A 24,393-nucleotide genomic window follows, 5' to 3' on the forward strand; every position below is an offset into this window, starting at 1 on the left:
AGATCAACTCGTTCCCGGGGATGCGCGCGAACAGCATCATCACCGCCGGCTCACCGCCCAACTATCCCGGCACTGCGGTCTCCCGGCAATGCGTCGTACTCCGGTACCAGACATTAGCGAAAGCAATACGTTTCAGTCTCGAAAACTACTACTCTCACCAGGCATTCTTTTCGGGTACCGGAGCCCGCGCGTTACGGCTTATTCCGGAATCGAGCGCGACCCGGGGCCACCGCCCGCCGCGGTCGCGCGTTTCGCGCCCGCGACCCGGAAACACAGCACCCGTTCGCCGTATCCGGCCAGCGGCTGTGCCTCGGCGGCCTGCCGGATACCACTGGCGGGAAGTTCGGTGAGTTTGGCGAACATGGTGGCATTACCGAAGGCGGAACGGATCTGGGTCTCCGAGGCGTAATCCGCGCCGTAATCGGCGAGTTTGCCGAAATCCAGCGGTGCCAGCGGGGTGTCGAGGGCGACCGGTTCGGCGGGCCGCCCCAGCGCCGCGTACTGGGTGGCCGATCCCTGCTCGTACCAGCACAACTCGTAGGCCAGGTTCTCGGTGCTCGTCACACTCATCACCGGCCACTGCTGCGAGAGGGCAAGCGCCAGCGGGTTCTTCGCCACCGGTGTCAGCTCCCATTTGAGGCTCTTCACCGCGATCCAGCTGCCCGACATCCGCTCGATCAGCACGATGTCCTCGCCGAGTTCGGTGGCGGCGTTGAGCTGCGGATCCCGGGTGCCCCAATGCGCTTTGTCCACACCGTAGGCGGTATTGATATCCACCGGTTCGGCGCCGGCCGCCGTGAACGCGGCGACGAGCGCGTCGCGTACCTGTTCCAGTGCGTCCGGGGCCGAGCACAGCACGCTCAAGGCGCCGAACGAGGAGCCGATCTCCACCGGTTTGGCCGGCTGGTCCGGCATCGCCCCGGCCACCAGCGGTTTCAGCCCGACCAGCGCGAGCTGCCAGTTGATCTCCTCGATCGTGGCCAGATCCCCCGCGCTTTGGTACAGGATCTGCTGTTGGGTGAGGTAACCGGCGCGTTCGAGGGTTCGGCATTCCAGCTTCCGCAGGGCGGCCTGGGTCTTCGTGGTGAAGCCGATTTCCTCGATCTTCAGGTTCCGCAGCTGCGACGCCATGGCCGCGGTGGTGAGCGCGGTATAGCGTTCGCGGTACATGGCCACCGCCTGTTTGCGCTGCCGGCCCACCATCAGGGTGCGCAGCAGGGTGTTCAGGGTGGCGAGGTATTTCCGGGACTGCTCCGGGTCGGCCTCGAACAGGGTGGCCCGGATCCGGACCGCCTCGTCGGTGGCCACCACGGCCGCACCCGGATCGAGCCGGCACAGCCACACACCGCATTTCGACAGGCCGTCCGCGCACACTCCCGCGGCATTCGGGTACTCGTGCGCCACCCGGGTATAGGCGTTGCAGGCGTCGCGAATGGTGGCGGTCGCCAGCTCACGGTGGCCGATGGCGCGGGCGGCCTGTTCCAGCAGCCGCAGCGTGTCCTGGACCTCGTTGGCGAAGACCGCCGACACATGACCGGAGGTGAACCAGCGCAGCCGGATCATCACCGCTTCCTGCGCGGGCTCCAGGGCGCCGGCCACCCGGTTGCGCACCGAACCGTCGGTCTGGGTGGCCAGATAGGCCGCGGCGAGCTCACACAGCGTGGTCGCCAGCTGGAGTTCTGCCTCCGGAGTTCGGTCCCGCGCCGCGAGCCGGTCCGCGGCCACCCGGCCCTCGATGGCGATCAGGTCCATCGCGATCTCAATTCCCGCATCACCTTCCGCGCACGGTCGTCGAGCGGCCGTAGTCCGAGCAGTCGTGGAAAGTCTGCCACAGGTGCGGTAGAGATAGCAGGGCTACCGGGCGGTTGCCCTCACCAGGGCTGGAGACGTGCCCGGCGGTGCGGGTCGCCGGTCAATCCGCCGGGACGGTGCTCGCGCCGATTCCCAGGTAGAACAGCGTGATCAGGAAGAGGAACCAGCCCGCACCCTGCCAGATGGGCCAGGCCCCACCGCGTCGCCAGACCCGGATGGTTTCCACGAAGGCCCCGATACCGCCCGCGAGCAGGACGACCCCGGGCCCGAAGAGGACGGCGGTCTGGGCGGCGGTGTCGCACATCAGTGCGTCGGCGTCGCGGCACCGTCCGGTCGCCGCCCAGACGGCGGCGACCGCGCAGACCAGCGCCGCGACCCCGAGCACGATGAGCGCGTAGCGCACCGCCCGCCGGAAGTTCCCGTCGTCGGACCAGCGTTTCTCCGCATCGTTGGTCATCGCACAGCCTCCTACCGGCCGTGTTTCCCGGCGGCGGCAGGACAAACATCCCCGGTCAGTGCGGGCGGGCCACCGCCCGAGGACCGGCGAGCGCTCCACTGTGCCGGCCCGAAACGGCGTCGAAGCCCGGGTGCTCACCGGCCGGTACTTGCCGTGAGCCTGCCGGGGAACCTACTTCGCGTCACCTACAGAGGGCCGGCATTCGTGGTCGGGCCTGCCCCGGTTCTGGAGCGTGTGCGGCCGACCGTCCAGAGACCGGCGGCCATTGAGCACCGACAGAGTCGTGAACCGACCCAGGCTGGTCCAGGCGCACGCCGGGCCCCGACCCGCCCCGCCGGAGGCGGGGCAGATCAAACACTGTACTGGGCGCGGAGTGTGCCCTTGACCAGCTTGCCCGTCGGCGTACGCGGCAGTTCGTCGGCGAAGTCGATACCACGCGGCACCTTGTAGTGGGCGATGCGCTCACGCAGGTAGTCGCGCAGTTCCGCGGCGAGTTCCGGGCCGGGGGTCACCCCCGGCGCCGGTTGGACCACGGCCTGCACCGATTCGCCCATCTCCTCGTCGGGGATTCCGATCACCGCGACGTCGAGCACCGCGGGATGTAGGGCGAGCGCGTCCTCGATCTCCTGCGGGTAGATGTTCACCCCGCCGGAGATGATCATGAACGCCTTGCGGTCGGTGAGGAACAGGAAGCCCTCCGCGTCGACGTAGCCGATATCGCCGGTGGTGGTCCAGGTCGGGTGGTCCGGGTGGATCGCCGCCTCGGTCTTCGCGGGGTCGTTGTGGTAGGCGAAGGGCAGTTCCTCGCGCTCGAAGTAGATCGTGCCGATCTCGCCGATGGGCAGTTCCGCGCCGTCGTCGCCGCAGATCCGGATGGTTCCCATACCGGCCGGGCCGACCGAACCCGGTTTGCGCAGCCACTGCGCGCTGTCGATGAAGGTGGCGCCGTTGGCCTCGGTCGAGGCGTAGTACTCGTAGAGCACCGGACCCCACCATTCGATCATCGCCCGCTTCACCTCGACAGCGCAGGGCGCCGCGGCGTGCACGGCGACCCTCAGGCTGGAGAGGTCGTAACGGGAACGGACCTCCTCGTCCAGTTTCAGCATCCGGACGAACATCGTGGGAACCCACTGGCTGTGCGTGACGCGGTAGCGCTCGATCGCGGCCAGGGCCTGCTCGGCGTCGAACCGCTCCATCACGACCAGGGTGCCGCCGAGGGCCTGGACGACACCGCCGAACCGCAGCGGTGCGGCATGGTAGAGCGGGGCGGGCGACAGGTACACCGATTCGGCGTCGAAACCGTAGAGCGGGCCGAAGACGGCGGTGTAGGGGTCCCCGGGTGGATCGCCGACCTGCTGGTCCGAGAGCGGCTGTTCGATGCCCTTGGGCCGCCCGGTGGTGCCGGAGGAGTAGAGCATATCGGCACCGCGCGGCTGGTCGGGCAGTGGTTGCGGAGGCTGGGCGGCGAGTGCGTCCTCGTAAGACTCGTAGCCTTCGACCGGGCCGCCGAAGGCCAGCCGGATCTCCACCTCGGGCGTCTGCTCGACGATCGCCTCGGCCGCCTCGCGCAGACCGGCGGACGCGATCAGCGCCTTCGCGCCGCAGTCGTCGACGATATAGCTGATCTCGGCCGGCGACAGATGCCGGTTCACGGCGGTGATGTAAAGCCCCGATCGCAGCGCTGCCCAGTAGGCCTCGTAGACCTTCGGGTCGTTACCGGAGAGCAACGCGATATGATCACCGCGGCGCAAACCCGCGGCGTGCAGATGCCGGGCGAGCCGGACGGAGTTGTCCTCGAGCTCCCGATAGGTCAGCGTCTCGCCGGTCTCGGCAACGATAATGGCTGGTTTATCCGGGGAATCGTCGACATGCGCGCCGGGATACATACTGCTCCTCTACGGAACGAAGCGGTCGGGGGCCGACCTCCGAGCCGAGCCGGGACCCGCGACGCGTGCCGTCACCGGCCCCGCCGGGCAATCGCCCGGCGACGGCGACGATAGCGGAAAGTGAACAGCGATTCGTCGGTTTTCCGGAACTGGTGAGCCCGGCCGGTGTTTCGGTCCGGGTCCTGCTCGGGGCGCTCCGGCTCGGTCAGGAAGCGCTGATCTCGCGGACCTCGCGCAGATGCTGTTCCATGGCGGCCGCCGCCGCGGCCCCGTCGTGATCGGACACCGCCCGGTAGATCAGCTCGTGGCCCTGGACCGAGATCCGGCGGCCGAGCGCGGTGCGGTGGGAGAGCGCCCGGGTGCGCTGGGTCCATTCGGTGGTCATCGTGCACAGCGTGACCAACAGCGGGTTCTGCGCCGCGTGGGCGAGCAGGGTGTGGAACTCGATATCCAGCGCCATCGACTCGTCGGGCGGCAGCGTTTCCCGCGAACGGGCCAGGACGTCGTCGAGGGAGAGCAGATTGGATTCCACGGCCCGCAGCGCGGCGAGTTCGGCGATCCGCGGCTCCACCAGATCGCGCAGTTCGGTGGCGTAGCCGAGTTCGACATCGAGGTCGGCCAGATCGCCGTACAACCGGGAGGCCCCAGGCGAGATATCGGCCACCGTGCTGCCCCGGCCCTGCCGCCGGCGCACCAGCTTCTTCGATTCCAGTTCGAACATCGCCTCGCGCAGCGAGGACCGGGAGACGTGCAAACTCGCCGCGAGTTCCCGTTCCGGTGGAAGTCGGTCCCCGGCACGCAGTTCCCCGCTGATGATCAGCTTCTCCAGATGGGCGGCGACCTCGGCGCCGACACTGCGTGAGTGGCGGCGCATCGGCGGAATCGCTGCGTTGGTCATGGCCCCTCCTGATCACCGGCCGCATTCGGCCACGGACGCCGGGCCGGCGCGTGCGACGTCACTCGGTCCGACCAATTCTTGCTCGGTTGCTTCGCCGGAAGTCTACGAGGGGCGCGACCGAGTTGTCGGCGAAACCTTCCGCGTACCCGCAGTGATTCGGGAAAGTTACCAATATGCAGGGTATTCAGGGGCACTGTTGCGCTCCGGTAAATCGGTCGTTACGTTCCGCGGCGGTGGTCGCGAGCGGGCTGCCCCGGCTCCTATGGTCGGTGCATCAGGTGGTCGGACCAATAAGGAGCGCCGTGACGACGCTGGCATCGAAGGAAGCGGCCCCGGCGTTTCCGGTCCTGCAGCAGGACACCGGAATCGACCCGGGAACGGTGTACGTACCGGCCGAACCCGACAGGGTTTTCTGGGGCCGGCTGCCCTGCCGGACCGACACCGCGGTCGCCACGGTCGCACCGGGGAGCACGGTGGTGATCGACACCGTCAGTCACGAGGGCATTCTCGAGGACCAGGGTTCGGATCCGCTGCGGTACTTCGGCGCGCACGGCGTGGAGCGCGCCGACGTGCTGGCGGACGCCGTGGCCGTGGCCGCGCGCCGCGGCCGCGACCCGGGAGCCGGGCCGCATATCGTGACCGGGCCGATCGCGGTCGCCGGTGCGCGACCCGGCGATCTGCTGGCCGTGCGGATCGACGCGCTCACCATGCGCGCGCCCTACGGAGTGGTGTCGACCCGGCACGGCCGCGGAGTGCTCAGCGGGCGAGCCGGATTCGACGGCGACTACGGACAGTTCTGCCGGGTACTTCCCGGCGACGACCGCTGGTTCGCCACGATGCCGTTGGACGCGGCCGGAAAGGCCGGGCACGCGACCTTTCCGCTGGCGCCCTTCCTGGGCATCATCGGCGTGGCCACCGATACCGGTACCCGGGTGAACTCGGTGCCGCCCGGTGCGCACGGCGGCAATATCGACGTCAAACTGCTCACCGCGGGCGCCACTCTGTTCCTCCCGGTCCAGGTGCCCGAAGCCCTCCTCTACATCGGCGACCCACATTTCGCGCAGGGCGACGGCGAGGTGGCGCTGACGGCACTGGAGGCCCCGCTGCGGGCGCGGCTCACCCTGGATCTCGTGCCGGCGGCGGAGATCGCCGGGGGATTCGGCGGCCGGATCGGCCCTTTCGCCGCGGCCCACGGACTGCTGATCCCGACCGGATTGCACCCGGATCTGAACACCGCGCTCGAGCTGTGTGTGTCGCACGCGGTGGAGATGGTGACCGGACTGTTCGAAGCCGACCCGCGGCAGGCCTACCTGTATCTCAGCGCCGCCGCCGATTTCACGATCTCGCAGGCCGTCGATCAGGTACGCGGTGTGCACGCCGCGGTGCGGTGCGCCGATTTCGGCCGGCCCGCCGGGTCGGCGTTCGCGCGCCGGATCCTGGAGCGGGCGCGATGACCGGACTCGCGGCGCAACCCGCGCTCGACACCAGCGTCTGGCGGGTGACGGGTGCGCCGCTGGTGGCGGCCACCGCGCCCGGGCCGCTGTCCGGGGCGGCCGTGGCGGTGAAGGACCTGTACGCGGTGGCCGGATTCCGCGTCGGCGCCGGAGTGCCCGCGTATCGGCGGGAGCAGGTCGCCGCGCCCCGGCACGCGGACGCGGTGGCACGCCTGCTGGCCGCCGGTGCGCAGATCCGCGGGATCGCGCAGACCGACGAGTTCGCCTACAGCCTCACCGGCGGCAACGGTGGTTCCGGTATGCCGGTGAACCCGGCCGCGCCCGACCGGATCCCCGGCGGTTCCACCAGTGGTCCGGCCGTCGCCGTGGCGCGCGGGGAGGCCGATATCGGCCTGGGTACCGACACCGCGGGCTCGATCCGGGTCCCGGCGGCTTATCAGGGGCTGTGGGGACTCCGGACCACGCACGGCCGGATGGACACCTCCGGCCTGCTGCCGCTGGCGCAGTCCTTCGACACCGTCGGCTGGATCACCCGCGAGGGAACGACGCTGGCGGCCGTCGCCGACAGTCTCCTGGACGCCGATACCTCCGCGCCCGCCGGCTTCCTCGTCGATCCCGCTCTGTGCGCGTGCGCGGACCCGGCGATCGCGGCCGCGGTCGGTACGGTGGCGGAGTCGTTGGGCGCCGAGCCGGTCGAGATACCCGTGGCCGACAGTTGGCCCGCCGCCTTTCGCACGGTCCAGGCATTCGAGGCATGGGCCAACCACGGAAAGTGGGTGGGCGCGCACCCGGGGGTGCTGGAACCCGCGGTGGCCCAGCGGTTCGCCTTCGCCGCGACGGTCACCGCGGCACAGGCGGCCGTCGCCCGGGAGGTCCTGCGCGCGGCCGCGCAGACCCTGCGGTCCACGATCGGCGCTCGCGTACTGCTGCTACCGGCCGCCGCGACCCGGCCGCCGCGGCGCGCGGGCGGGCAGGCGGTATGGGAAGAGGCCCGCGCCCGCACCCTGCGGCTGACCTGTCTGGCATCCATCGCCGGCCTGCCCGCGCTGACGGTGCCGCTGCGGTCCGGTGCCGACGCCCCGTCCGGCCTGTGCCTGCTCGGCGCACCGGGTACCGACCGCTCTTTGATCCACCTCGCGCTCAGCAGTGTCGCTGTACCCGCCGGGGGCTCGACCCACAGTGAGGACCGACCATGAAACGACGACTCCGACACCTCATCGCGTTCCTCGCGGTCATGCTGCTTGCGGTCGCGGGGCTGACCGGCTGTATCGCCACTCCCGACAGCGCCGGCGGCGCCCCGGGGGCGATCCGGATCGGCACCCTGCGCGGCCAGCCGCATCTCTACGCGCCCTATTTCATGCAGCGCTTCGCCCCGGAGCAGACCACCTACGAGATCGTCCTGTTCGAGAACTCGCCGGATATCAAGAACGCGCTCGTCTCGGGCGCCATCGATATCGGGGTGCTCGGCGCGCCCGCCGTGCTCGCCGGTGTCGCGGCGGAACAGGATGTGCACATCATCGCCTCGGCGGCCGACGGCGGGTCCGGGTTCGTGGGGTTGCCGCAGCTGCGCACCCCGCAGGATCTGCGCGGTAAACGGATCGGATTCCCGGCGGGGTCCTCGCAGGAGATCGCGCTGAAACTCACCCTGCGGGCGCACGGCCTGGACCCCGACACCGACGTACAGCTGATCAACCTGGCCTACTCCGATATGGCGAGCGCCTACAGCTCCGGGCGCGTCGACGCCTTCCTGAGTGCGGAGATGGGCGTCTCGCTGGCCCGGCAGGCCGGGGCACACGAGATCGTCTCGCCCTACGAGACCCCGATCGGGGCCACCAATATCGTCGTCGCCGGTAACGGCCGGTTCCTCGACCAACACCCCGACCGGGCCCGCGCCGCCGTACAGTCCTTCGCGCGCGCCATCGATTTCATGAAGAGCGACCGCGCGGCCTGGGCGGCCGGACTGGTGGAAACCTTCGGCCTGGACCGGACGGTCACCGATATCGCCATCGGCAATGTGTGGTTGCGCTGGAAACTCGACGACGAGTTCCGCGGGCGGGTGACCGAGCTGGCCCGGCAGATGGTGGACTTCGACCAGCTGCCGGCCGCACCGGATATGCGGAAGGTCTTCCGCACCGAGTTCCTCGACACGGTGGCCGCGCAATGACGACCACGCTGGGCGTGCGCGCCGGAGAGAGCACCGAACCGCGGAATCCGGATATCGCGGCGAACACGACGTCGCGCGGCCGCCTCCGGTCCCGGATCGTCGCGATCTGCTGGGCGCTGCCGGTGCCGTTGCTGGTGCTGCTGCTGTGGGATCGCGGGGTCGGCGGCGGCTGGACCCTGCCGTTCGGGATCCAGATGCAGTTCCTGCCCACCCCGGTGGAAGTCGCCCGGCGACTCGTGGATCTGGCCGTGGGCGGGATCGTCGACGACTCCTACAGCGGCACCCTGTGGCTGCACCTCTACGCGAGTACGGTGCGCGTACTGCAGGGTTTCGCCATCGCCGCCGCGGTGGCGGTACCACTGGGAATCGTGATGGGCCGCTCGCCGCTCGTCCACCGCATGCTCGAACCGACGCTGAACCTGGTCCGCCCGATCCCGGTGACGGCCTGGGCGCCGCTGTCGTTGCTGATCATCGGATTCGGTGACCGGGCCACCATTTTCCTGGTGTTCCTGGCCGCGGTGTTCTCGATCCTGATCAATACGATCGCCGGTGTCCGCGCGGTCCCGGCCCGATTGTTCGAGGCCGCCGCCATGCTCGGCACACCGCCCGCGCAGACGTTGTACAAGGTGGTGCTCCCGGCCGCGATACCCACCATCCTCTCCGGGCTGCGGATCGCGCTCGGACTGTCCTGGGTGATCCTGGTGGTCGGCGAGACAGTCGGTATCCGGGTCGGTCTGGGTGCGCTGATCACCCAGGCGCGCGAGCAGTCGCGTACCGACCTCATCGTCGCCGTCATGATCGTGATCGGACTGGCCGGGTTCGCGGCCGACCGGATCATGATGCTCGCCGTACGGCTGGTCGCCGGACGGCGACCGCTGCTCCCATGACCCCTTCTCGGATCAGGTGATGACATGAAGGTCTACTCCACCCGCCGCCGTCCGCACCGGCCCGCCCGGATCGTGCTCGAGAACCTGGGGAAGCGGTATTCCGCCGCCTCCGGGTTCGCGGTCGACGGAGTGAGTCTCGATATCGCCGCCGGGGAGTTCGTCTGTGTGGTCGGCGCCAGCGGTTGCGGTAAGTCGACGCTGCTGCGCATTCTCGCGGGCTTCGAGAAAGCCACCCACGGAGACGTTTCGGTGGGCGAGGAACCGGTCACCGGCCCCGGCCCGGACCGCGGTGTCGTATTCCAGGACTACGGGCTGTTCCCGTGGCTCACCGTCGCCGAGAACATCGCCTACGGGCCGAAACAGGCCAGAATGACCCGCGACGATATCCGCGAGACCACCGACCGTTCGCTGGCGACCGTAGGTCTCACCCGGGTCCGCGATTCGTCCCCGCACCAGCTCTCCGGGGGTATGCAACAGCGGGTCGCCATCGCCCGGGTACTGGCCAACCGGCCCGCGGTCCTGCTGATGGACGAACCCTTCGGCGCGCTCGACGCCCTCACCCGCGGCGATATGCAGACCGAACTCGCCCGTATCCACCGCGATTCCGGCGTGACGGTCGTCTTCGTCACCCACAGCGTCGAGGAGGCGGTGTATCTGTCGGACCGGGTGGTGGTCATGGCGGGCGGCACGGCGCACGGTACGGCCGGGCATGTGCGGGAGGTCGTCACCATCGACCTCCCGCGCGAACGCGAGGCGACCGCACCGGAGTTCAACGACTACAAACGGCGGATAGACGCGCTGATCCACCAGGGCGACCGCGCCGCCGCCTGAACCGTCATCGTGCCGGGGTTGCCGGCAGCAGTTCCCGGGTCCGGGTCGTCCGCGCGACGACCCGGCCCGCTTTCACGACATAGCAGCGGTCGGGGCGGTCCAGCAGCGCGTCGGCCACACGCCGTGTCGACAGGACCACCAGATCGGCCGCCGCGCCCACCCGCAACCCGTAATCATCGGCGATACCGATCACCGCGGCCGCCTCGTAGGTGGCCATTCCGAGGACCCGGGTCAGGTCGGCGGGCCCGGCCAGATGCGAGGTCTGGGCCAGGAACAGGCCGATATCGAGCAGATCGGCGTTACCGTACGGGGTGAAGGCATTGCGGATGTTGTTGGAGGAGTACGCGGTCCGTACTCCGGCGTCCCACAACTCCCGCACCGGTGCGATACCGCGACGGATATTGGCGGTATCGCCGCGCCCGCCGAGGAACATATCGGTGGCCGGGAGCGGCACCACGGCCACGCCCGCGTCGGCGAGCCGGAACAGGACCCGGCGCCGATCCGCGGGGGAGCGGGCGGCCAGGGAGGTCGCGTGGCCGATCGTCACCCTGCCCGCCATACCGGTGCGATCGGTGACCTCGGCGATGTAATCGGCCAGCGCGAACCGGGGGTCGGCGGTGTCGTCGGCGAAATCGGCGTGCAGGTCCACCGGGACTCCGAACTCGGCGGCCAGTTCGAAGACGAGATCGATATGGCGCCGGCATTCGGTCACCGACTCCTCGTTGTAGGTACAGCCACCGATCACATCGGCGCCGTCGCGCAGGCCTGCACGCAGCAGAGCGAGGGTGCCGGGCGCCCGGAAGATCCCCTCCTGCGGAAACGCCACGATCTGGAGATCGATCCGGCCACGGAACTCCTCCCGTAGCTCGAGCAGCGTGTGCACGCCCAGCAGACCGACGATGGGGTCGACATCGGGATGCGCCCGGAGGGCTGTGGTGCCGTGGGTGATCGCCTGTTCGAGTACGCGCCGGGCGCGGTCCCGGATCGAGGCCGCCGTGAAGTCGCGCTTCAGTTCCGCGGTGATCGCTATCGCCCCGGCCAGGGTGCCGTCGGGGTTCGCGCGTTCAGCGTCGAGCAGCGCCTTGTCCAGGTGCACATGCGATTCCACCAGGCCGGGTATGACCACCCGGCCCGCGCAGTCGATCTCCGCCGCGGCGGTGTGTGGGAGGGCCGGGCCGATCGCCGTGATCACCCCGTCGGCGACGGCGATGTCCACGGGGTCGGTCTCGTCGTCGATCCGCGCGTTACGCACCAGCAGATCCGTACGGTCGAATGGCGCGGCGGGTGCCCTGGCCACCTCGGTATCCGAAACAGTCACATCGGTTGTATACGACCCGGGTGTTTCCGGGGCCCTCGTGTAATGCTTCGGGAACGTTACGAACCGGTGCCCGAGGATGCCGGGCGGCTGTGCCGCAACCGGTAGGCGGTGGTCGCGTGGGCGATGTGCTCGGTGACCAGTCGCTCCGCGGACTCCGCGTCGCGGGCCTCGAGCGCCGCGCAGATGCGCTCGTGCTCATCCCAGGAGTCGGTGGCCCGGCGGGGTAGTTCGACCGCGTAGACCCAGGCGATCTTCCAGCCGAGCTGGGTGATCAGTCCGGCCAGCAGGCTGCTGCCCGACGCCTCGGCCAGTACCTCGTGGAAACGGCTGTTCAGCCTGGTGAGATCGTCGAGACGGCCGGAACGGACCGATTCCTGCCCCAGCGCGGTGAGTTCTTTGAGCCGGCCGAGCTGTTCCGGGGTACGCCGGTACGCGGCGCGGCTCGCGCACAGCGGTTCCAGCCGGGCGCGGATCTCGAGCAGATCGGCCGCCTCGTCCTCGGTCAGTTCGGCGACGAAGGTTCCGGCGTAGGGCCGCGAGTAGGCGAAACCCTCGGCCTCCAGCGTGCGCAGCGCCTCCCGCACCGGCACCCGGGAGACCCCGTAGCTCTCGGCGAGGGTGTCCTCGGTCAGCCGCTGACCCGGTGCGAACACACCGCGGATGATGTCGTCGCGAATGGCGCGGCACACCTGCTGTTTGGTCATCCGCGGGTTCTTGCTGTCCACATCGTCCTCGGCTCGGGATCTCTCGGCAAGCGGTCGCATACGATCCGCTGCTCGGTACCTCACCTGGATACCAGGAAAGCGTTCCGACCGCCGTCGCGGGGCGTCGGGAGCGGCGTGTTCGTGCGGTGATCGGGGGCACACGTCCGGCGAGCGTGCTGATTTTCGTATACGATCCAGTCTCGATTTCGATCGGAAGGGACGCCATGGACCCCGTGTACGCGGTTCTGCTGCTCGCGGCCGGTTTCGGCGCCGGCGTGTGCAACACCATCGCCGGCGGCGGCAGCCTGCTGTCGTTTCCCGCCCTGGTGGCCGCCGGCCTGCCGCCGGTGACCGCGACCGTGACCAATGCCGTCGCCGTCTGGCCCGGCTACCTCGGGGGCGCTGCCGCGTTGCGCTCCCGGCTGACCGAACATCGCAGCCTGCTCCCCCGGCTGATCGTGGTCGGCGCGGCCGGTGCCGTGGGCGGGGTGATCGCGCTGCTCGCGGCACCGCCCGAGGTGTTCACCGCCCTGGTGCCCTACCTCGTCCTGGCGGCGACCGCCCTGTTCGCCGCCCAGCCGCTGATCTCCCGGCGGCTCGCCGAAAAGGGCAGCGATTCCCGGTTCACGCTCTTCGCCGGTGTGTTCCTGGGCGGGGTCTACGGCGCGTATTTCAACGGCGGGATGGGGATCGTGCTGCTCACCGCGCTCGCCCTCGGTATCGACGCGTCGGTCAACCTGCTCAACGGCCTGAAGAGCGTGCTCACCCTGACCGTCTCCACCACCGCCACCGTCGCGGTCGCGGTGTTCGGGCCGGTCGACTGGTGGTCGGTGGCGATCCTCGCGCCGGCCTGCCTGCTCGGCGGCATGATGGGCGCCAAGATCGCCGACCGTCTACGCCCCGGCGCGTTCCGTGCCGTGGTGATCGTCTTCGGTGCCGGTGCGGGCATCGCGATGTTGTTTACATGACTCGGGTGAAAGAAGGAATCATGACCGATCTGCTGCTGCGCAACGGGCGCCCCTGGATACCCGGGCAACCGCTGGAAACCGCCGATCTGCTGCTGCGCGAGGGCCGGATCGCGCAACTCGGCGCAGACCTGGGGACGACCGGTGTCGAAACGCTCGACCTGGAGGGCGCGCTGGTATTGCCCGGGTTCGTCGATACCCACTGTCATCTGGACAAGACCCTGTGGAGCGGTCCCTGGGTGCCCAATACCGGCGGACGTTCGCTGGCCGGCCGGATCGCCAACGGCGAGAACCGCCGCGCCGAACTGGGTATCCCGCGCGCCGACTACTCCGCCGCACTGCTCGCGACGATGATCGCCAACGGCACCGCGCACGTACGCAGCCATATCGATATCGACCCCTCGGTCGGGCTGGCGGGGGTCGCGGCGGTGCGGGACGCCGCCGACCGGCATCGCGGCCGGGTGGATGTCGAACTGGTCGCCTTTCCGCAGGGTGGCCTGATCAGCCGGCCCGGAACCGCGGAGCTGCTGGACGAGGCGCTGGCGGGCGGCGTCGAAGTGGTCGGCGGGATCGACCCCGCCGGATTCGACGGCGACCCGATCGGTCAGTTGGACATCATCTTCGGGCTGGCCGAACGTCACGGCGCGAAGGTCGATATCCATCTGCACGACAGCGGCAACCTCGGCGCCTGGGAATTCGAGCTGATCATCGCACGGACGAAGGCCACGGGGCTGGATGGGCGCGTCACCATCAGCCATGCCTACGCGATGGGTGCCCTCCCGGCCGACGAGCAGCGGCGGATCGCCGACCGCCTCGCCGAAGCGGGCGTGGCCATGGTGACCTGCGCGGTCGGCGACGCGCCGGTGGTTCCGCTGCGCGTGATGCACGCCGCCGGGGCGACTCTCGCGCTCGGCAACGACGGGATCCGGGATCTGTGGACGCCCTACGGTGACGGCGATATGTTGCGGCGGATCGGTACGGTCGCCTTCCGTGACCGGTTGCTCGCCGACGAGGAGATCGAATTGGCGCTCGCCGCCGGAACTCTCGGCGGCGCGCAGGTGCTCGGGCTGGCCGACCACGGTATCGGCGTGGGGTGCCGGGCCGATCTCGTCACGGTCGACGCCGCGACACCCGCCGCGGCGGTGGTCGGCGTGCCGACCCGGAAACTGGTCGTCAAGCGCGGCCGGGTGGTGGCTCGCGACGGCCGACTGATCGAGTGATCGTATACGAAACAGGGGTGTAATCCGGGCGACCGCGATCGGCAACGAGTAGCCGATAGAACTGTTCCATGAGCACACAGGCTATCTCGGCGCCGGCCCCGATGGGCCCGGCAATGTATACGACCGAGCCGGATCCGGCGCTCGCGTTCCGGAATGTGTCGATGGTCTTCGAGAACGGGACCGCCGCACTGCGTGATATCGACATCACCGTCCGCCCGGGGGAATTCGTCTCTCTCGTCGGACCGTCCGGCTGCGGGAAATCGACCCTGCTGCGGCTGGCGGCCGGGTTCGAGGCAGCGAGTTCCGGCGCGGTCGACGTGGCCACCGGGCAACTCGGGTACGTCTTCCAGGAGGCGACGCTGCTGCCGTGGCGGACCGTGCTGCGCAATGTGGAACTGCCCGCCGAACTGGCCGGGGTGAACCGCGCCGAACGGCGCGCGGCGGCCCTGGACGCCATCGAGCGGGTGGGTCTGGGCGGGTTCGAGAAACACAAACCCGCCCAGCTCTCCGGCGGTATGCGGATGCGGGCCTCCATCGCCCGCGCGCTCACCCTGCGGCCGGAACTGTTCCTTTTCGACGAACCCTTCGGCGCACTCGACGAGATCACCCGGCAGCGGCTCAACGAGGAAGTCGGCAGTCTCTTCCGCCGGGACGCCTTCGCGGGCGTATTCGTCACCCATTCGGTCCCGGAGGCGGTGTTCATGTCGACCCGCGTCGTCGTGCTGACCGGGCGACCGGGCCGGGTGGCCGCCGATATCCCCGTCCCCCTGGACTTCCCGCGGGAACCGGGACTGCGCTACACCCCGGAGTTCGCCGAGATCGCCGGCGCGGTCTCGGCCGCCCTGCACACCGCCGAACAGGGTGTCGCGGCATGACCACGGTCGCGGCGGAGACCGCCGCCCACACCGTGGCCCCGCAGGTTCGGCCGGAGCGGGCCGCGGGCACCCCCCGGCGCCGCGCCGCCCCTGTGCGGATCATCGCTCCCGTTGTGGTCTTCGTACTCGTCACGGGGCTCTGGTACTTCGCGAGCCACTACCTGATCGCGCCGGAATCGCGCTTCCTGCTCCCCGGCCCCGACGAGGTGATCAGCGAAGGGCTGCTCGACGCGGCGGTGCGGTCGCAGATCCTGTCCGCCCTGGGGTCCACGGTGCTGGTCGCGCTGAGCGGGCTGATCGTCGCCATGGTGCTCGGGGTCGGATTCGCCGTCGCGATGAGTCAGGCGCGGTGGGCCGAGTACTCGCTGTACCCGTACGCGGTGATCCTGCAGACCATTCCGATCCTGGCCGTGGTGCCGCTGTTCGGTTTCTGGTTCGGCTACGAATTCGGCAGCCGGGTGATCGTCTGCGTGATGGTGTCGCTGTTCCCGGTCGTCACCAACACGCTGTTCGGACTGAAAGCCGTCGCGCCGGCCGAACACGATCTGTTCACACTGCACGGCGCGAGCCGCTGGCAGCGGTTGCGCAAACTCCAGCTGCCCACCGCGCTGCCCGCGATGATCTCCGGGTTCAAGATCTCCGGCGGGATGGCGATCATCGGTTCGATCGTGGCCGATTTCTTCTTCCGCCAGGGCGAACCCGGTATCGGCCGGATGATCGATGTGTACCGGCAGCGGCTGGCCACCGAGGAACTGCTCACCGCGCTGCTGCTCTCCTCGCTGGCCGGCCTGACCCTGTTCTGGCTTTTCGATTTCCTGGCCGTCCGCGTGGAGCGGGCACACGGTCGCCGCCGCGGCCACTGACCTTCCGACCTCTGCCCGACCACCGCTCACCTCAGGAATCGCCATGAAGAAATCACTGTCCGCGTTCACCGCTCTCGCGGGGACTGCTCTGCTCACCGCTTGCGGAGGTGCGAGCTCGGTGCCGGAACCCACCGGCGAGGGCCCCTTGGCGGGGGTCTGCCCGTCGACCGTCGTGATCCAGACGGACTGGTACGCCACCCCGGAACGCGCCGCCGCCTTCCAGCTCGTCGGTCCGGACGGCACCGTGGACGTCGACAAGGGCTCCTACGTCGGGCCGTTGGGCGATACCGGAATCAATGTCGAGGTCCGGCTCGGCGGCCCGTTCCTGGGTGGCCAGCCGGTACCCGCGCAGATGTACCAGGACACGTCGATCACCCTGGGTTTCGTCCCCACCGACGATGCCGTCCGCGCGCAGGCCGAATTCCCGGTGACCGGCGTCTTCGCCTCACTCGATGTGAACCCGCAGATCATCATGTGGGATCCGGCGACCTATCGGGTCGAATCGTGGCGCGACGTACCCGGCACCGGTGCCCCCGTGGTGTACAGCGAGGGCAAGATCTTCATGGACTATCTGACCACCAACGGCTATGTGCGCCCGGAACAGGCAGATGCCTCGTTCGACGGCACGCCGAGCCGTTTTGTCGCCGAGCACGGTCGCGTGATGCAGCAGGGCTATGTGTCCAATGAGCCCTTCCGCTGGGAACACGATGTCGAGGGCTGGCGCAAACCCACCGACTATCTGCTCGTCCACGAATCCGGCTACGAGATCTATCCGCACGCCTGGTCGGTGCGGGCCGGTGAACTCGATGCCCTGCGGCCCTGCCTGACCAAGCTGGTCCCCATGTTGCAGCAGGCCCAGGTCGACTACATCGCGAATCCCGAACCGGTGAACCAGGCGCTGTTGCGGATCGCCGACACCATCCCCGACGGGCCGCCGATGACCGCCGCCGGTAATACCGATTCGGTGAAGGTCCAGGTGGCGGAGAAGATCGTCGGCAACGGCCCGGACAGCACGCTCGGGAATTTCGACGAGGCGCGGGTGAACCGGGTGATCGACGCGGTGACCCCGATCCTGCGCACACGCGGCGACACCATCGCCGATGGACTCACTGCCGCGGACCTGGTGACCAACGAATTCATCGATCCGGCCATCGCGCTGCCGGCGGTGCCGAAACCCTGAATCTGTTGTCCCGGGCGGCGGCCCGGGAATGTTCGAACGCGTCCTCCGGTGGCTGCCCGTGGCGGTGGCTACCGGGGGATGTGTGCTTTCCCGCCCGCTCGGGGTGTGAGTGTGGCCGCGACAGCTGCGGTGACCTCCCGGGCGAGTGCGGCGTCCACCACTGCGTGACGGCTGAGGAGCCGGTACCACATGGCGCCGAAGGCGAAGTCGACCACGAGATCCAAGGAGGTGGTGGCCGCGAGCTCACCGGTGTCCACGCCGCGTTGCAGCAGTGTGCGCAAGGCCGCTCGGCGCGGGCCGCCGCGGGTGCCGCGGTCGTCATCGCAGGCCGAGACAAGGTGCGCCTGGGCGCAGCGCTCGGCGAACTCGGCGCGCAGGCGGAGGGATTCGTCGTCGACGCCCGCGACGATGCGGATCTGGCCGGCCTGTTCGGCGAGATCGGGCCGGTCGATCATCTCGTCGTCACGGTTACCGGGCCGTCGGGGACCACGCCGTTTCGCGAGCTGACCCGCGAGCATCTGCAATCGCATGTGTCGGGAAAACTGCTACCCCATATCGCGGTCGTGCAGGCGGCACTACCGCATCTCACGCCCGGCGCGTCGATCACGCTGGTCTCCGCGGCCTCCGCGGGGACGACGCCCGGGCCGAAGTCTTCGCCGATATTGCCGCGGGCACGCCGGTCGGCCGGGTGGGTGCGGCCGACGATATCGCGCAGGCGATCGAATTCCTGATCGGCAACAGCTTCACCACGGGCATCGTGGTTCGGGTGGACGGTGGCGCTCGGCTGGGGTCGCCCCGGTGACGTGACCTGCGACGGGCTCATGGCGCCCAGGGTCTTCGGGCGCCTGCCTTGCCGGAGGGGCGGGATGGGTCGGCGGGGGACGGATACAGCCACGTGAGTGCCGCGAGGCTTTTGTCGAGATACTTCTCGAGTCCGTGCTCGAGCCCGTAGGCCATATCCTCCAGCACGCTGCACCGGGCATAGAAGGCGGCCCGTGTCCGGATCGCCTGCGCGTCGGGGACGGTCCGGTAGTGGTCCAACGCTGTGTCCAGGGCGGCCGGGCCGAGGTCGCGGTAGAGAAGGCCGAAATCGTAGGCCGGATCGACGATCGCGGCATCGCTCCAATCGATGACGCCCGTAACGGTTCCCGAAACCGAGTCCACCAGAACGTGTTCTATCCCCAGGTCGTTGTGGGAGAACACCGGGTCGTAGCTATCTCCGGGAGGCTCTGCGCCGAGGAATGCCTCCACCGCCGGGCGATGTGCCGGGGGAACTTCACCGGCGAGTGTGTCGTAGGTCTGCCCGGCCTCGTCCAGCCACAGGCGATTCGGCTGGTCGTCGGCATCCACCAGGGCGACCACCCGGTCGACAGGAGCGCCGTGCAGGGCGGCGAGGAATTTCCCGAGTACCGCGGCGATCGGCCGGGTATGCGCCGCCGATCGCCGTGCTGGGGGGAGATCGATCAGCGGTCGGCCGGGAAGTGCGAAGTACGCCAGGCAACCCTGCTCGGGCACAGAGAAACACGGCTCGGGAACCGGCAGCGGCAATATATCCGCGACAGCGGCCAGGAGGCCGGATTCGCCGATCACCCGCGCGGCACGGCTCTCGGGATCGGGCTCCTTGGCGAAACGCACGATCAACTCGCCGTTGACCGTATAGGCGAGATTGTCCTGCCCTTCCCCGAGCAGCGCCACCGAATCGATCCGATAGCCGGGCAGCTGCCCGGTCACGATTTCGCGGACGTCTACGGCACTCTCGCCGTCCCGAAAAACCATGCCACGACTCTAGAACCCCTGCGCCTGTGTCAGAAGCCGTCGTCGACCAGTGGCTCGTCCGCGCGCCGGAGACCGGCCCGGAGTTCGTGTACCGCCGCACCGCGAGGAAAACGGCGCGGGCCGTGCACTTCTCCGGGTTCGGATGTTCCGCCGCCCACCACCGCGATATCGGGGCTCGCGTCCAATACGAGTTCGACTTCGAAATCCCCTGGTGCGGTGCCACACCGGGCGATCAGCCGGTACGCCTCGCTTCGGATGGCGGACTCCTCGTCCACGATCTTCCGGACGCCGAACGCAGGTGCGGAGATGAGCCACCGGTCCCCGTATCTGCTCACCTTCACCTCGAATCGCATGCTCACCCCTTGGTCGTATGGCCCGCCCGCACAACTGGTTCCCGGCACGGTGATCGGGCGCGACGGTTGAATCGACGTTAAGGAGTGCAGACCGATCACTGCGAGCAGTGAGCACAAGTTTGCACAACTACGCTGTGCTGTTTTCCCGCTCTCGGCGGAAAAGTGCATGATGTACGAAGTACGGGAAAACTCGTGCTAACCATCGAACAGGGGTTGAAGTATGCGTCTGCGGTTTCTCGGTAGAGGGGGCTCGGATCTCGGTGGATGCCCCAGTCTGTACACGACCGATCAGGGAAGCTATCTGGTGCAGGGATGGGAGACGGACCGACCGGCCACCGTCGAGATCCCGCATCTACTGCTCGGTTACGCCGAACCCGACACCTTCATCGGTGCGCCCATGCAGGATACCGGCCGGGGAACGTTCACCCTCGCCGGCCGCCCGGTCGCCGAGCGTGAGATCTTGGAGCAGCTCGATCTGGCGCCCGACGAGGCCGCGATCGAAGTCCCGAAGACCAAAAGGACGTTCTACGGTGCGCTATCTTCCGCATGAGCCGCCGGACTGGGCCGCGCTCTTCCGCGAATGCGTCTCCGAGGCCTTCCATCTCGAGGTCCGCGACGTCTATACCGTCCCGGCCGAAACCGGCCGGCTCGGTCGCTTCCTGGATGGCCGGCCCGCGCTACCGGACGATCAGAAGAATCGATGGAACACGCTGATCCGGGAGACGACCGGCCGGGGTGTCACGGTACGACGGGTCCGCGTGGTGTCGGTGCCGCACAGCGACTACCACCGCTGGTTGCTCTCGGTGACCGGCACCAACACCGACGCAGGCGAGGATATCCGGTACATCCCGCGGCATCTGGCCGGCGACGTGCCCTCGGACGACTGGTGGTTGATCGATGACGATCGCGTCGTCTACAACCTGGTCGACGAGCACGGCAGACCCGCAGGTCTCGCGGTGACGACCGATCGGGGGATCATCCAGTACGCCCGCTGCGTGAAGCACCGGCTCTGGGACATGGCAACGCCCTACACGGAATATGTCGACAGATGAACGAAGTGCACGACGCGCGCGAAGCTCTCGGGGCACGGCTGCGGGAGCTGCGGCGCCAGGCCGGCCTCACCAACCGCAGACTCGCGCAACTCTGCGGCTGGCACGAATCCAAGGTGAGCAAGATCGAGTTCGCCCGGATCAGACCCTCCGACGACGATATCCGGGCCTACTGCCGCCACTGCGGCGCCGAGGACCAGCTCCCGGATCTGCTGGCGACCTCGAACACCATCGAGGTCGCCTACCTCGAATGGCGCAAGATCCTCGGCACCGGCCTCGGCCGCCGGCAGCAGAAATCGCTGAAACTGGAGGCAGCGGCCGCTCATATCCGCGATTTCCAGCCACAGATCGTGCCCGGGCTGCTCCAGACAGCGGAGTACGCGGCCGCCAAACTGCGCCGCGGTATCGAATTCCACCGCATCCCCGACGATGTCGAGACCGCCGTATCGAAACGGATGGAACGGCAACGCATCCTCTACCAGCGCGGCCATCTGTTCCACTTCCTCCTCGCCGAGCAGGCCCTCTACACCACGGTCGGTGACGATGCGGTGATGACCGGCCAGCTCGACCGGCTGTCCTCTCTGATCGGTATGCCCCGGGTGACCATCGGGATCGTTCCGTTCACCGCCGAAGCGCTGGTGGTATCGACGAATTTCGCCATGTTCGACAATCGGCTGGTCATGGTCGAGGGGACCGCCGCCGAACTCACCATCACCCAGCCGCGCGAGATCGATGTGTACGGGCGAGCGTTCGACGCGCTTGCCGGGCAATCGGTGACCGGGGAAGGGGCGCGGGGGTTGATCCAGGCGGCTCTGGGCGCGAGAAATCGATGACTCCGGGTTGCGGAGTGCCGGTCGGCGCGAGCGTATGATCGCTGCCGAATTATTCTGTTATCTACCCAAGAGTAGCGGAATATGTTCGAAGCGTTCTCTCGAGTGTGCAGTAACGAAATCCGGCGAATCCGGAAGGTCGGATATCCTTGGTATGGTATCGCGCATTCTTTCCAGCGTGGTATCCAGAACTCGCAGGACCTGTGAGGGCTCTGCTCCGAGATCGGCGAGGCTTTCCGCGAACTTCCGGAAGTGTTCTCGCGTAATTAGACGCATGTCTCTCTCATGTGAAATTGGCAGTGTCAGCCCCTTGTTGCGAAATGTTTGGTAGGAAGTCACGGAAACAAGATCGTACGCTGGTGACAGACGAGGCCTGCGCTCATCTGCGTAGCGGAGCGACCAGTTCTTCAGATGTTCGTCATTATTTCCGGATCCGATGCAGAAAACTAGTCGCCTTATATACTCTTCGAAATCCTCTGGACAGTTCTCGAGGATTACCCTGGCAATTGCTTCGTGGCTTCCCCGATCTTTATCGGCAGGAGGGAGGTTGAATATCTGCGCAAAATCCTCCTGGTGTACACGCAGTTCGCCTATTCTATCGAATCGGCGAACTGCAAACGCATGCCCGATGGTGTTGCGGTACTCGTCGGGCAGGTCTTCGACTTTGTGCATTGGGGTAAGTCGGTGTTCGGGCACGTCGATTCCCACCGCCGCTGCCCATGACATCGTGAAGAATTCATTGAGCGGAAGATGCTCATATATGTTGCTGGGAAGCTTGACAATCCAATCACCGAGTTCACCGGGTGCCGGCAGGGTGAGGGCCTCACCCCGGAGCTTCATCGAAAACTTCAGCTGCAATCCGGATAGAGAGAAGCCGATCAGTTCTTTGGAACCGGTTTCATGGGCCTCCATCAATGCTTCGGTCATGAATCCGGGAAGGTTGCCCTCTGCCTGAACCCGAACGGCCCCCGGTAAGTCGTTGCCAAGGTGGATGAGTAGCAAGAAATCGGGTACATCGCGGCGGCCCAGCTGACGATTATAGATTCGTCGAAGAGCGGACTCCCGTTCGGGGAGTAGGTTCGCGAACCAGCTCGGTACCCCTGTGACAGGATGAGATGCAATATCGGGGTCGTATTCGAAAGGTAGCCCTAGGACAGGATGTCCGGGGTCCAGGTCCTCATATTCGAATGACGAGCGTCCTCGGCTGTAGTGAAGCGTGCCTGCCGGCCTTTCGCCGAGGAAGATGTTTGCTCTCGAACTACGCGCAGCCATTTCAATCCTTGTCGAAATCTATGTGCGGTAATTGACCTTTATCGCGAAAGCCTCGTCGCGCATACTGCTGGACACGCCTCTTTATGCCGGAAGTGAGAGCCGAGTTGCGGACGGAAACGAATTCTGACAGATCTCCTCGACGTAAGAGTTCGACGCTTTCGGGTGACAGATAGTGGCTTCGCAGGCCGGGACTCCCCTCGTCCAACGCAAAGATTGTCTCTAGTATTACTTCGGTGGGCGCGGGTGGATGCAGAATGTAGGCCCCTAATTGCGGAAGCCCGATCGAGTCGACGGGTATTAAGGGAAGAAACACATCCGAATGGCTGTCGAGCCATGGAATCAATACGTTGCTATCGGTCAGTGGTGTGGCAGGAAGATTATATGAAATTTCCAGCGGCGAGAGCATCGGAGGCTCTGCACCCAAGAGTGCCAGAGCATTTACTCGGCCGGGGGTTGTGTTCGTGTCGACCGATTTCAGATCGGGCGAAAATTGAATTGATGATACGGCAATTGTTCCCAACAGTCTCTGTGCTTCTGCTGTGGGTGACTCTCGGGCCGGCTCGCTCATCGCCATTTTCTCGCTGGGCCGGCCTTCCATGCGCCAGATCCAGCGCCGTAGTAATTCGCGTGTGCGGTATTCCGGCTTACCGAAGAGTCGGGTGAACCTCATTAGAACTGGGAAGCTGAGCGGTTCGGGAAGAAGTCGTAGGTGTGGTATGTGGACGTGGTGCTGTATAAAGTCGATTGTGAGTCGCAGTGTCTGCCGCATTTCCCTTTCTGTCGAGACAATCGTATCTTCTGAAAGGTTGTTGTACAAAAGCAGCGCGTGCGCTTCTCCGGGTACGGATTCCAGTGGGTCGAGTGTTGCCAAGGTGCATTGTGCTATGACTGCCTGTGGAAGTTTTCCGAATCCCATTCGTTCGCTGCTGATGGAAATTCTCTCGGAGGAGTATCGATCTTTGCGGGAATCCTCGGCCCTGACTATGTCTTCGCGGGTCAGCTTGGATCCGCTCTGATTGAGGCGCACGAAAATGTCGGCTTCGATGCTGTCCGGGGAATGTTTCTTGGTGACGAATATCGAGACTTGATAATTCGCGAGACGCGACCCCAATGCAAACGCCGAACTCCGGTATTCATCTGGGATGAACGGGCGATCACGGAGCCACAGCCGGAGGCGTTCGTCCTTCACTGCAATGGACACTGGAAGCATGTTCGCCCGATGCGATGGACCTACTACGAACTCGCGCTGCTCCAGGTCGAAGCAAACTTGGTACCGCGAGTCCTCCTCGGCATTCCAGCCCCCGATAACGATGGATAATCGTTGTAGCCCATCGATGATCGTCCACGCTGCAGGATCTTCCGGGGCGTGGACATCCAGGCCGCCCAGTTCGAAGTCTTCGGCGGGCGCGGCATGCTCGGCAACTACGAGCATGCCGATCGGGTACCCCCTGTATATCGAATCGAATAGCTTCGTTGCCTGTTCCGAACCCCAGACGACTGCCCGCGAGTGGGCGCCGACCCGGAGACGGCCCGACTGTCCGAGTTGGACAACTGTCCGCAAAGGTAGTGTTAGAGCCTGTTGCTGCATTTCGTCAGCCA

The 24,393-nt window shown here is 67.2% G+C and carries 25 protein-coding genes; 14 read left to right on the forward strand and 11 right to left on the reverse strand.

What is annotated here, in order from left to right:
- Positions 1 to 198: 198 nt before the first annotated feature.
- The 4 genes from ABZV91_RS04225 to ABZV91_RS04240 all read right to left on the reverse strand — a co-directional run bounded on the left by ABZV91_RS04225 (position 199) and on the right by ABZV91_RS04240 (position 5,053).
- A complete protein-coding gene (locus ABZV91_RS04225) occupies positions 199 to 1,752 on the reverse strand; it encodes a hypothetical protein (protein ID WP_355235157.1) in 1,554 nt (517 codons plus the stop codon).
- 160 nt (positions 1,753 to 1,912) lie between these two features.
- Positions 1,913 to 2,269: a hypothetical protein gene (locus ABZV91_RS04230; protein ID WP_355235160.1), complete on the reverse strand. Its 357-nt coding sequence runs from the start codon at positions 2,267 to 2,269 to the stop codon at positions 1,913 to 1,915.
- 350 nt (positions 2,270 to 2,619) lie between these two features.
- Positions 2,620 to 4,155, reverse strand: a complete 1,536-nt coding sequence (locus ABZV91_RS04235) for an acyl-CoA synthetase (protein ID WP_355235163.1) — start codon at positions 4,153 to 4,155, stop codon at positions 2,620 to 2,622.
- Between the two features lie 205 nt (positions 4,156 to 4,360).
- Positions 4,361 to 5,053 (reverse strand): GntR family transcriptional regulator, encoded by a 693-nt coding sequence (locus ABZV91_RS04240; protein ID WP_355235166.1) that lies wholly within the window; start codon positions 5,051 to 5,053, stop codon positions 4,361 to 4,363.
- 302 nt (positions 5,054 to 5,355) lie between these two features.
- Here ABZV91_RS04240 and ABZV91_RS04245 point away from each other — a divergent pair, with 302 nt between their 5' ends.
- Genes ABZV91_RS04245 through ABZV91_RS04265 form a run of 5 tightly spaced genes read left to right on the forward strand, consistent with a single transcriptional unit; the run spans position 5,356 to position 10,389 of the window.
- Complete coding sequence (locus tag ABZV91_RS04245) at positions 5,356 to 6,507, forward strand: acetamidase/formamidase family protein (RefSeq protein WP_355235169.1); 1,152 nt, start codon at positions 5,356 to 5,358, stop codon at positions 6,505 to 6,507.
- Positions 6,504 to 7,703, forward strand: coding sequence for an amidase family protein (locus ABZV91_RS04250; RefSeq protein WP_355235172.1), 1,200 nt, complete (start codon positions 6,504 to 6,506; stop codon positions 7,701 to 7,703). The genes ABZV91_RS04245 and ABZV91_RS04250 overlap by 4 nt, the downstream gene beginning before the upstream one ends.
- Positions 7,700 to 8,671 (forward strand): ABC transporter substrate-binding protein, encoded by a 972-nt coding sequence (locus ABZV91_RS04255; RefSeq protein ID WP_355235175.1) that lies wholly within the window; start codon positions 7,700 to 7,702, stop codon positions 8,669 to 8,671. Before ABZV91_RS04250 ends, ABZV91_RS04255 begins: the two co-directional genes overlap by 4 nt.
- Positions 8,668 to 9,558, forward strand: coding sequence for an ABC transporter permease (locus ABZV91_RS04260; protein WP_355235177.1), 891 nt, complete (start codon positions 8,668 to 8,670; stop codon positions 9,556 to 9,558). The genes ABZV91_RS04255 and ABZV91_RS04260 overlap by 4 nt, the downstream gene beginning before the upstream one ends.
- A gap of 24 nt (positions 9,559 to 9,582) precedes the next feature.
- The gene (locus ABZV91_RS04265) at positions 9,583 to 10,389 is read left to right on the forward strand and encodes an ABC transporter ATP-binding protein (RefSeq protein ID WP_355235179.1); all 807 of its coding nucleotides are present in this window, start codon (positions 9,583 to 9,585) and stop codon (positions 10,387 to 10,389) included.
- A 4-nt stretch (positions 10,390 to 10,393) separates the two neighbouring features.
- On the opposite strand, the gene ABZV91_RS04270 is transcribed toward ABZV91_RS04265, so the two are convergent.
- Both ABZV91_RS04270 and ABZV91_RS04275 read right to left on the reverse strand, forming a co-directional pair.
- Entirely contained in the window at positions 10,394 to 11,707 is a 1,314-nt protein-coding gene (locus ABZV91_RS04270) for an amidohydrolase family protein (RefSeq protein ID WP_355235181.1), read from the reverse strand.
- Positions 11,708 to 11,763: 56 nt separating this feature from the next.
- The gene (locus tag ABZV91_RS04275) at positions 11,764 to 12,432 is read right to left on the reverse strand and encodes a GntR family transcriptional regulator (RefSeq protein ID WP_355235184.1); all 669 of its coding nucleotides are present in this window, start codon (positions 12,430 to 12,432) and stop codon (positions 11,764 to 11,766) included.
- A 203-nt stretch (positions 12,433 to 12,635) separates the two neighbouring features.
- On the opposite strand from ABZV91_RS04275, the gene ABZV91_RS04280 reads away from it, so the two are divergent.
- The 5 genes from ABZV91_RS04280 (at position 12,636) to ABZV91_RS04300 (ending at position 17,514) form a co-directional block, all read left to right on the forward strand.
- Positions 12,636 to 13,379 (forward strand): sulfite exporter TauE/SafE family protein, encoded by a 744-nt coding sequence (locus ABZV91_RS04280; RefSeq protein WP_355235187.1) that lies wholly within the window; start codon positions 12,636 to 12,638, stop codon positions 13,377 to 13,379.
- A gap of 20 nt (positions 13,380 to 13,399) precedes the next feature.
- Positions 13,400 to 14,596 carry an amidohydrolase gene (locus ABZV91_RS04285; protein ID WP_355235190.1) on the forward strand — a complete coding sequence of 399 codons (1,197 nt, stop codon included), beginning with the start codon at positions 13,400 to 13,402 and terminating at the stop codon, positions 14,594 to 14,596.
- Positions 14,597 to 14,709: 113 nt separating this feature from the next.
- Entirely contained in the window at positions 14,710 to 15,471 is a 762-nt protein-coding gene (locus ABZV91_RS04290; protein ID WP_355235411.1) for an ABC transporter ATP-binding protein, read from the forward strand.
- Entirely contained in the window at positions 15,468 to 16,334 is an 867-nt protein-coding gene (locus ABZV91_RS04295) for an ABC transporter permease subunit (protein ID WP_355235193.1), read from the forward strand. The genes ABZV91_RS04290 and ABZV91_RS04295 overlap by 4 nt, the downstream gene beginning before the upstream one ends.
- 43 nt (positions 16,335 to 16,377) lie before the next feature.
- A complete protein-coding gene (locus ABZV91_RS04300) occupies positions 16,378 to 17,514 on the forward strand; it encodes an ABC transporter substrate-binding protein (RefSeq protein ID WP_355235196.1) in 1,137 nt (378 codons plus the stop codon).
- 68 nt (positions 17,515 to 17,582) lie between these two features.
- Here ABZV91_RS04300 and ABZV91_RS04305 read toward each other — a convergent pair whose 3' ends face one another.
- Positions 17,583 to 17,969, reverse strand: coding sequence for a TetR-like C-terminal domain-containing protein (locus ABZV91_RS04305; RefSeq protein WP_355235199.1), 387 nt, complete (start codon positions 17,967 to 17,969; stop codon positions 17,583 to 17,585).
- On the opposite strand from ABZV91_RS04305, the gene ABZV91_RS04310 reads away from it, so the two are divergent.
- Positions 17,853 to 18,245 (forward strand): hypothetical protein, encoded by a 393-nt coding sequence (locus tag ABZV91_RS04310; RefSeq protein ID WP_355235203.1) that lies wholly within the window; start codon positions 17,853 to 17,855, stop codon positions 18,243 to 18,245. The two genes, ABZV91_RS04305 and ABZV91_RS04310, sit on opposite strands and share 117 nt — an antisense overlap.
- An 88-nt stretch (positions 18,246 to 18,333) precedes the next feature.
- On the opposite strand, the gene ABZV91_RS04315 is transcribed toward ABZV91_RS04310, so the two are convergent.
- Complete coding sequence (locus tag ABZV91_RS04315; RefSeq protein ID WP_355235206.1) at positions 18,334 to 19,290, reverse strand: phosphotransferase; 957 nt, start codon at positions 19,288 to 19,290, stop codon at positions 18,334 to 18,336.
- Between the two features lie 29 nt (positions 19,291 to 19,319).
- Positions 19,320 to 19,649: a hypothetical protein gene (locus ABZV91_RS04320; RefSeq protein WP_355235209.1), complete on the reverse strand. Its 330-nt coding sequence runs from the start codon at positions 19,647 to 19,649 to the stop codon at positions 19,320 to 19,322.
- 214 nt (positions 19,650 to 19,863) lie between these two features.
- Between ABZV91_RS04320 and ABZV91_RS04325 the strand changes: the two genes are divergently transcribed.
- From ABZV91_RS04325 to ABZV91_RS04335, 3 genes are read left to right on the forward strand one after another with little or no spacing between them, the layout of a single operon-like run.
- Entirely contained in the window at positions 19,864 to 20,193 is a 330-nt protein-coding gene (locus ABZV91_RS04325) for a hypothetical protein (RefSeq protein ID WP_355235212.1), read from the forward strand.
- Positions 20,174 to 20,695 carry a DUF6879 family protein gene (locus ABZV91_RS04330; protein ID WP_355235215.1) on the forward strand — a complete coding sequence of 174 codons (522 nt, stop codon included), beginning with the start codon at positions 20,174 to 20,176 and terminating at the stop codon, positions 20,693 to 20,695. Before ABZV91_RS04325 ends, ABZV91_RS04330 begins: the two co-directional genes overlap by 20 nt.
- Complete coding sequence (locus ABZV91_RS04335) at positions 20,692 to 21,525, forward strand: helix-turn-helix transcriptional regulator (RefSeq protein ID WP_355235218.1); 834 nt, start codon at positions 20,692 to 20,694, stop codon at positions 21,523 to 21,525. Before ABZV91_RS04330 ends, ABZV91_RS04335 begins: the two co-directional genes overlap by 4 nt.
- A gap of 57 nt (positions 21,526 to 21,582) precedes the next feature.
- On the opposite strand, the gene ABZV91_RS04340 is transcribed toward ABZV91_RS04335, so the two are convergent.
- Entirely contained in the window at positions 21,583 to 22,794 is a 1,212-nt protein-coding gene (locus tag ABZV91_RS04340; RefSeq protein ID WP_355235221.1) for a HipA domain-containing protein, read from the reverse strand.
- Between the two features lies 1 nt (position 22,795).
- The gene (locus tag ABZV91_RS04345; protein ID WP_355235414.1) at positions 22,796 to 24,382 is read right to left on the reverse strand and encodes a DUF262 domain-containing protein; all 1,587 of its coding nucleotides are present in this window, start codon (positions 24,380 to 24,382) and stop codon (positions 22,796 to 22,798) included.
- Between the last annotated feature and the right edge of the window lie 11 nt (positions 24,383 to 24,393).

The organism is Nocardia sp. NPDC004568, from assembly GCF_040609955.1.
Lineage (GTDB): Bacteria > Actinomycetota > Actinomycetes > Mycobacteriales > Mycobacteriaceae > Nocardia.

Bases quoted from the DNA above. Each gene is read 5' to 3' on its own strand.
- ABZV91_RS04265 (WP_355235179.1), top strand. From the start codon at position 9,583: ATGAAGGTCTACTCCACCCGCCGCCGTCCGCACCGGCCCGCCCGGATC.
- ABZV91_RS04260 (WP_355235177.1), top strand. From the start codon at position 8,668: ATGACGACCACGCTGGGCGTGCGCGCCGGAGAGAGCACCGAACCGCGG.
- ABZV91_RS04230 (WP_355235160.1), bottom strand. From the start codon at position 2,269: ATGACCAACGATGCGGAGAAACGCTGGTCCGACGACGGGAACTTCCGG.
- ABZV91_RS04285 (WP_355235190.1), top strand. From the start codon at position 13,400: ATGACCGATCTGCTGCTGCGCAACGGGCGCCCCTGGATACCCGGGCAA.
- ABZV91_RS04340 (WP_355235221.1), bottom strand. From the start codon at position 22,794: ATGGCTGCGCGTAGTTCGAGAGCAAACATCTTCCTCGGCGAAAGGCCG.
- ABZV91_RS04315 (WP_355235206.1), bottom strand. From the start codon at position 19,290: ATGGTTTTTCGGGACGGCGAGAGTGCCGTAGACGTCCGCGAAATCGTG.
- ABZV91_RS04300 (WP_355235196.1), top strand. From the start codon at position 16,378: ATGAAGAAATCACTGTCCGCGTTCACCGCTCTCGCGGGGACTGCTCTG.
- ABZV91_RS04280 (WP_355235187.1), top strand. From the start codon at position 12,636: ATGGACCCCGTGTACGCGGTTCTGCTGCTCGCGGCCGGTTTCGGCGCC.
- ABZV91_RS04305 (WP_355235199.1), bottom strand. From the start codon at position 17,969: ATGATCGACCGGCCCGATCTCGCCGAACAGGCCGGCCAGATCCGCATC.
- ABZV91_RS04345 (WP_355235414.1), bottom strand. From the start codon at position 24,382: ATGCAGCAACAGGCTCTAACACTACCTTTGCGGACAGTTGTCCAACTC.
- ABZV91_RS04240 (WP_355235166.1), bottom strand. From the start codon at position 5,053: ATGACCAACGCAGCGATTCCGCCGATGCGCCGCCACTCACGCAGTGTC.
- ABZV91_RS04235 (WP_355235163.1), bottom strand. From the start codon at position 4,155: ATGTATCCCGGCGCGCATGTCGACGATTCCCCGGATAAACCAGCCATT.
- ABZV91_RS04335 (WP_355235218.1), top strand. From the start codon at position 20,692: ATGAACGAAGTGCACGACGCGCGCGAAGCTCTCGGGGCACGGCTGCGG.
- ABZV91_RS04290 (WP_355235411.1), top strand. From the start codon at position 14,710: ATGTATACGACCGAGCCGGATCCGGCGCTCGCGTTCCGGAATGTGTCG.
- ABZV91_RS04225 (WP_355235157.1), bottom strand. From the start codon at position 1,752: ATGGACCTGATCGCCATCGAGGGCCGGGTGGCCGCGGACCGGCTCGCG.
- ABZV91_RS04250 (WP_355235172.1), top strand. From the start codon at position 6,504: ATGACCGGACTCGCGGCGCAACCCGCGCTCGACACCAGCGTCTGGCGG.
- ABZV91_RS04295 (WP_355235193.1), top strand. From the start codon at position 15,468: ATGACCACGGTCGCGGCGGAGACCGCCGCCCACACCGTGGCCCCGCAG.
- ABZV91_RS04325 (WP_355235212.1), top strand. From the start codon at position 19,864: ATGCGTCTGCGGTTTCTCGGTAGAGGGGGCTCGGATCTCGGTGGATGC.
- ABZV91_RS04255 (WP_355235175.1), top strand. From the start codon at position 7,700: ATGAAACGACGACTCCGACACCTCATCGCGTTCCTCGCGGTCATGCTG.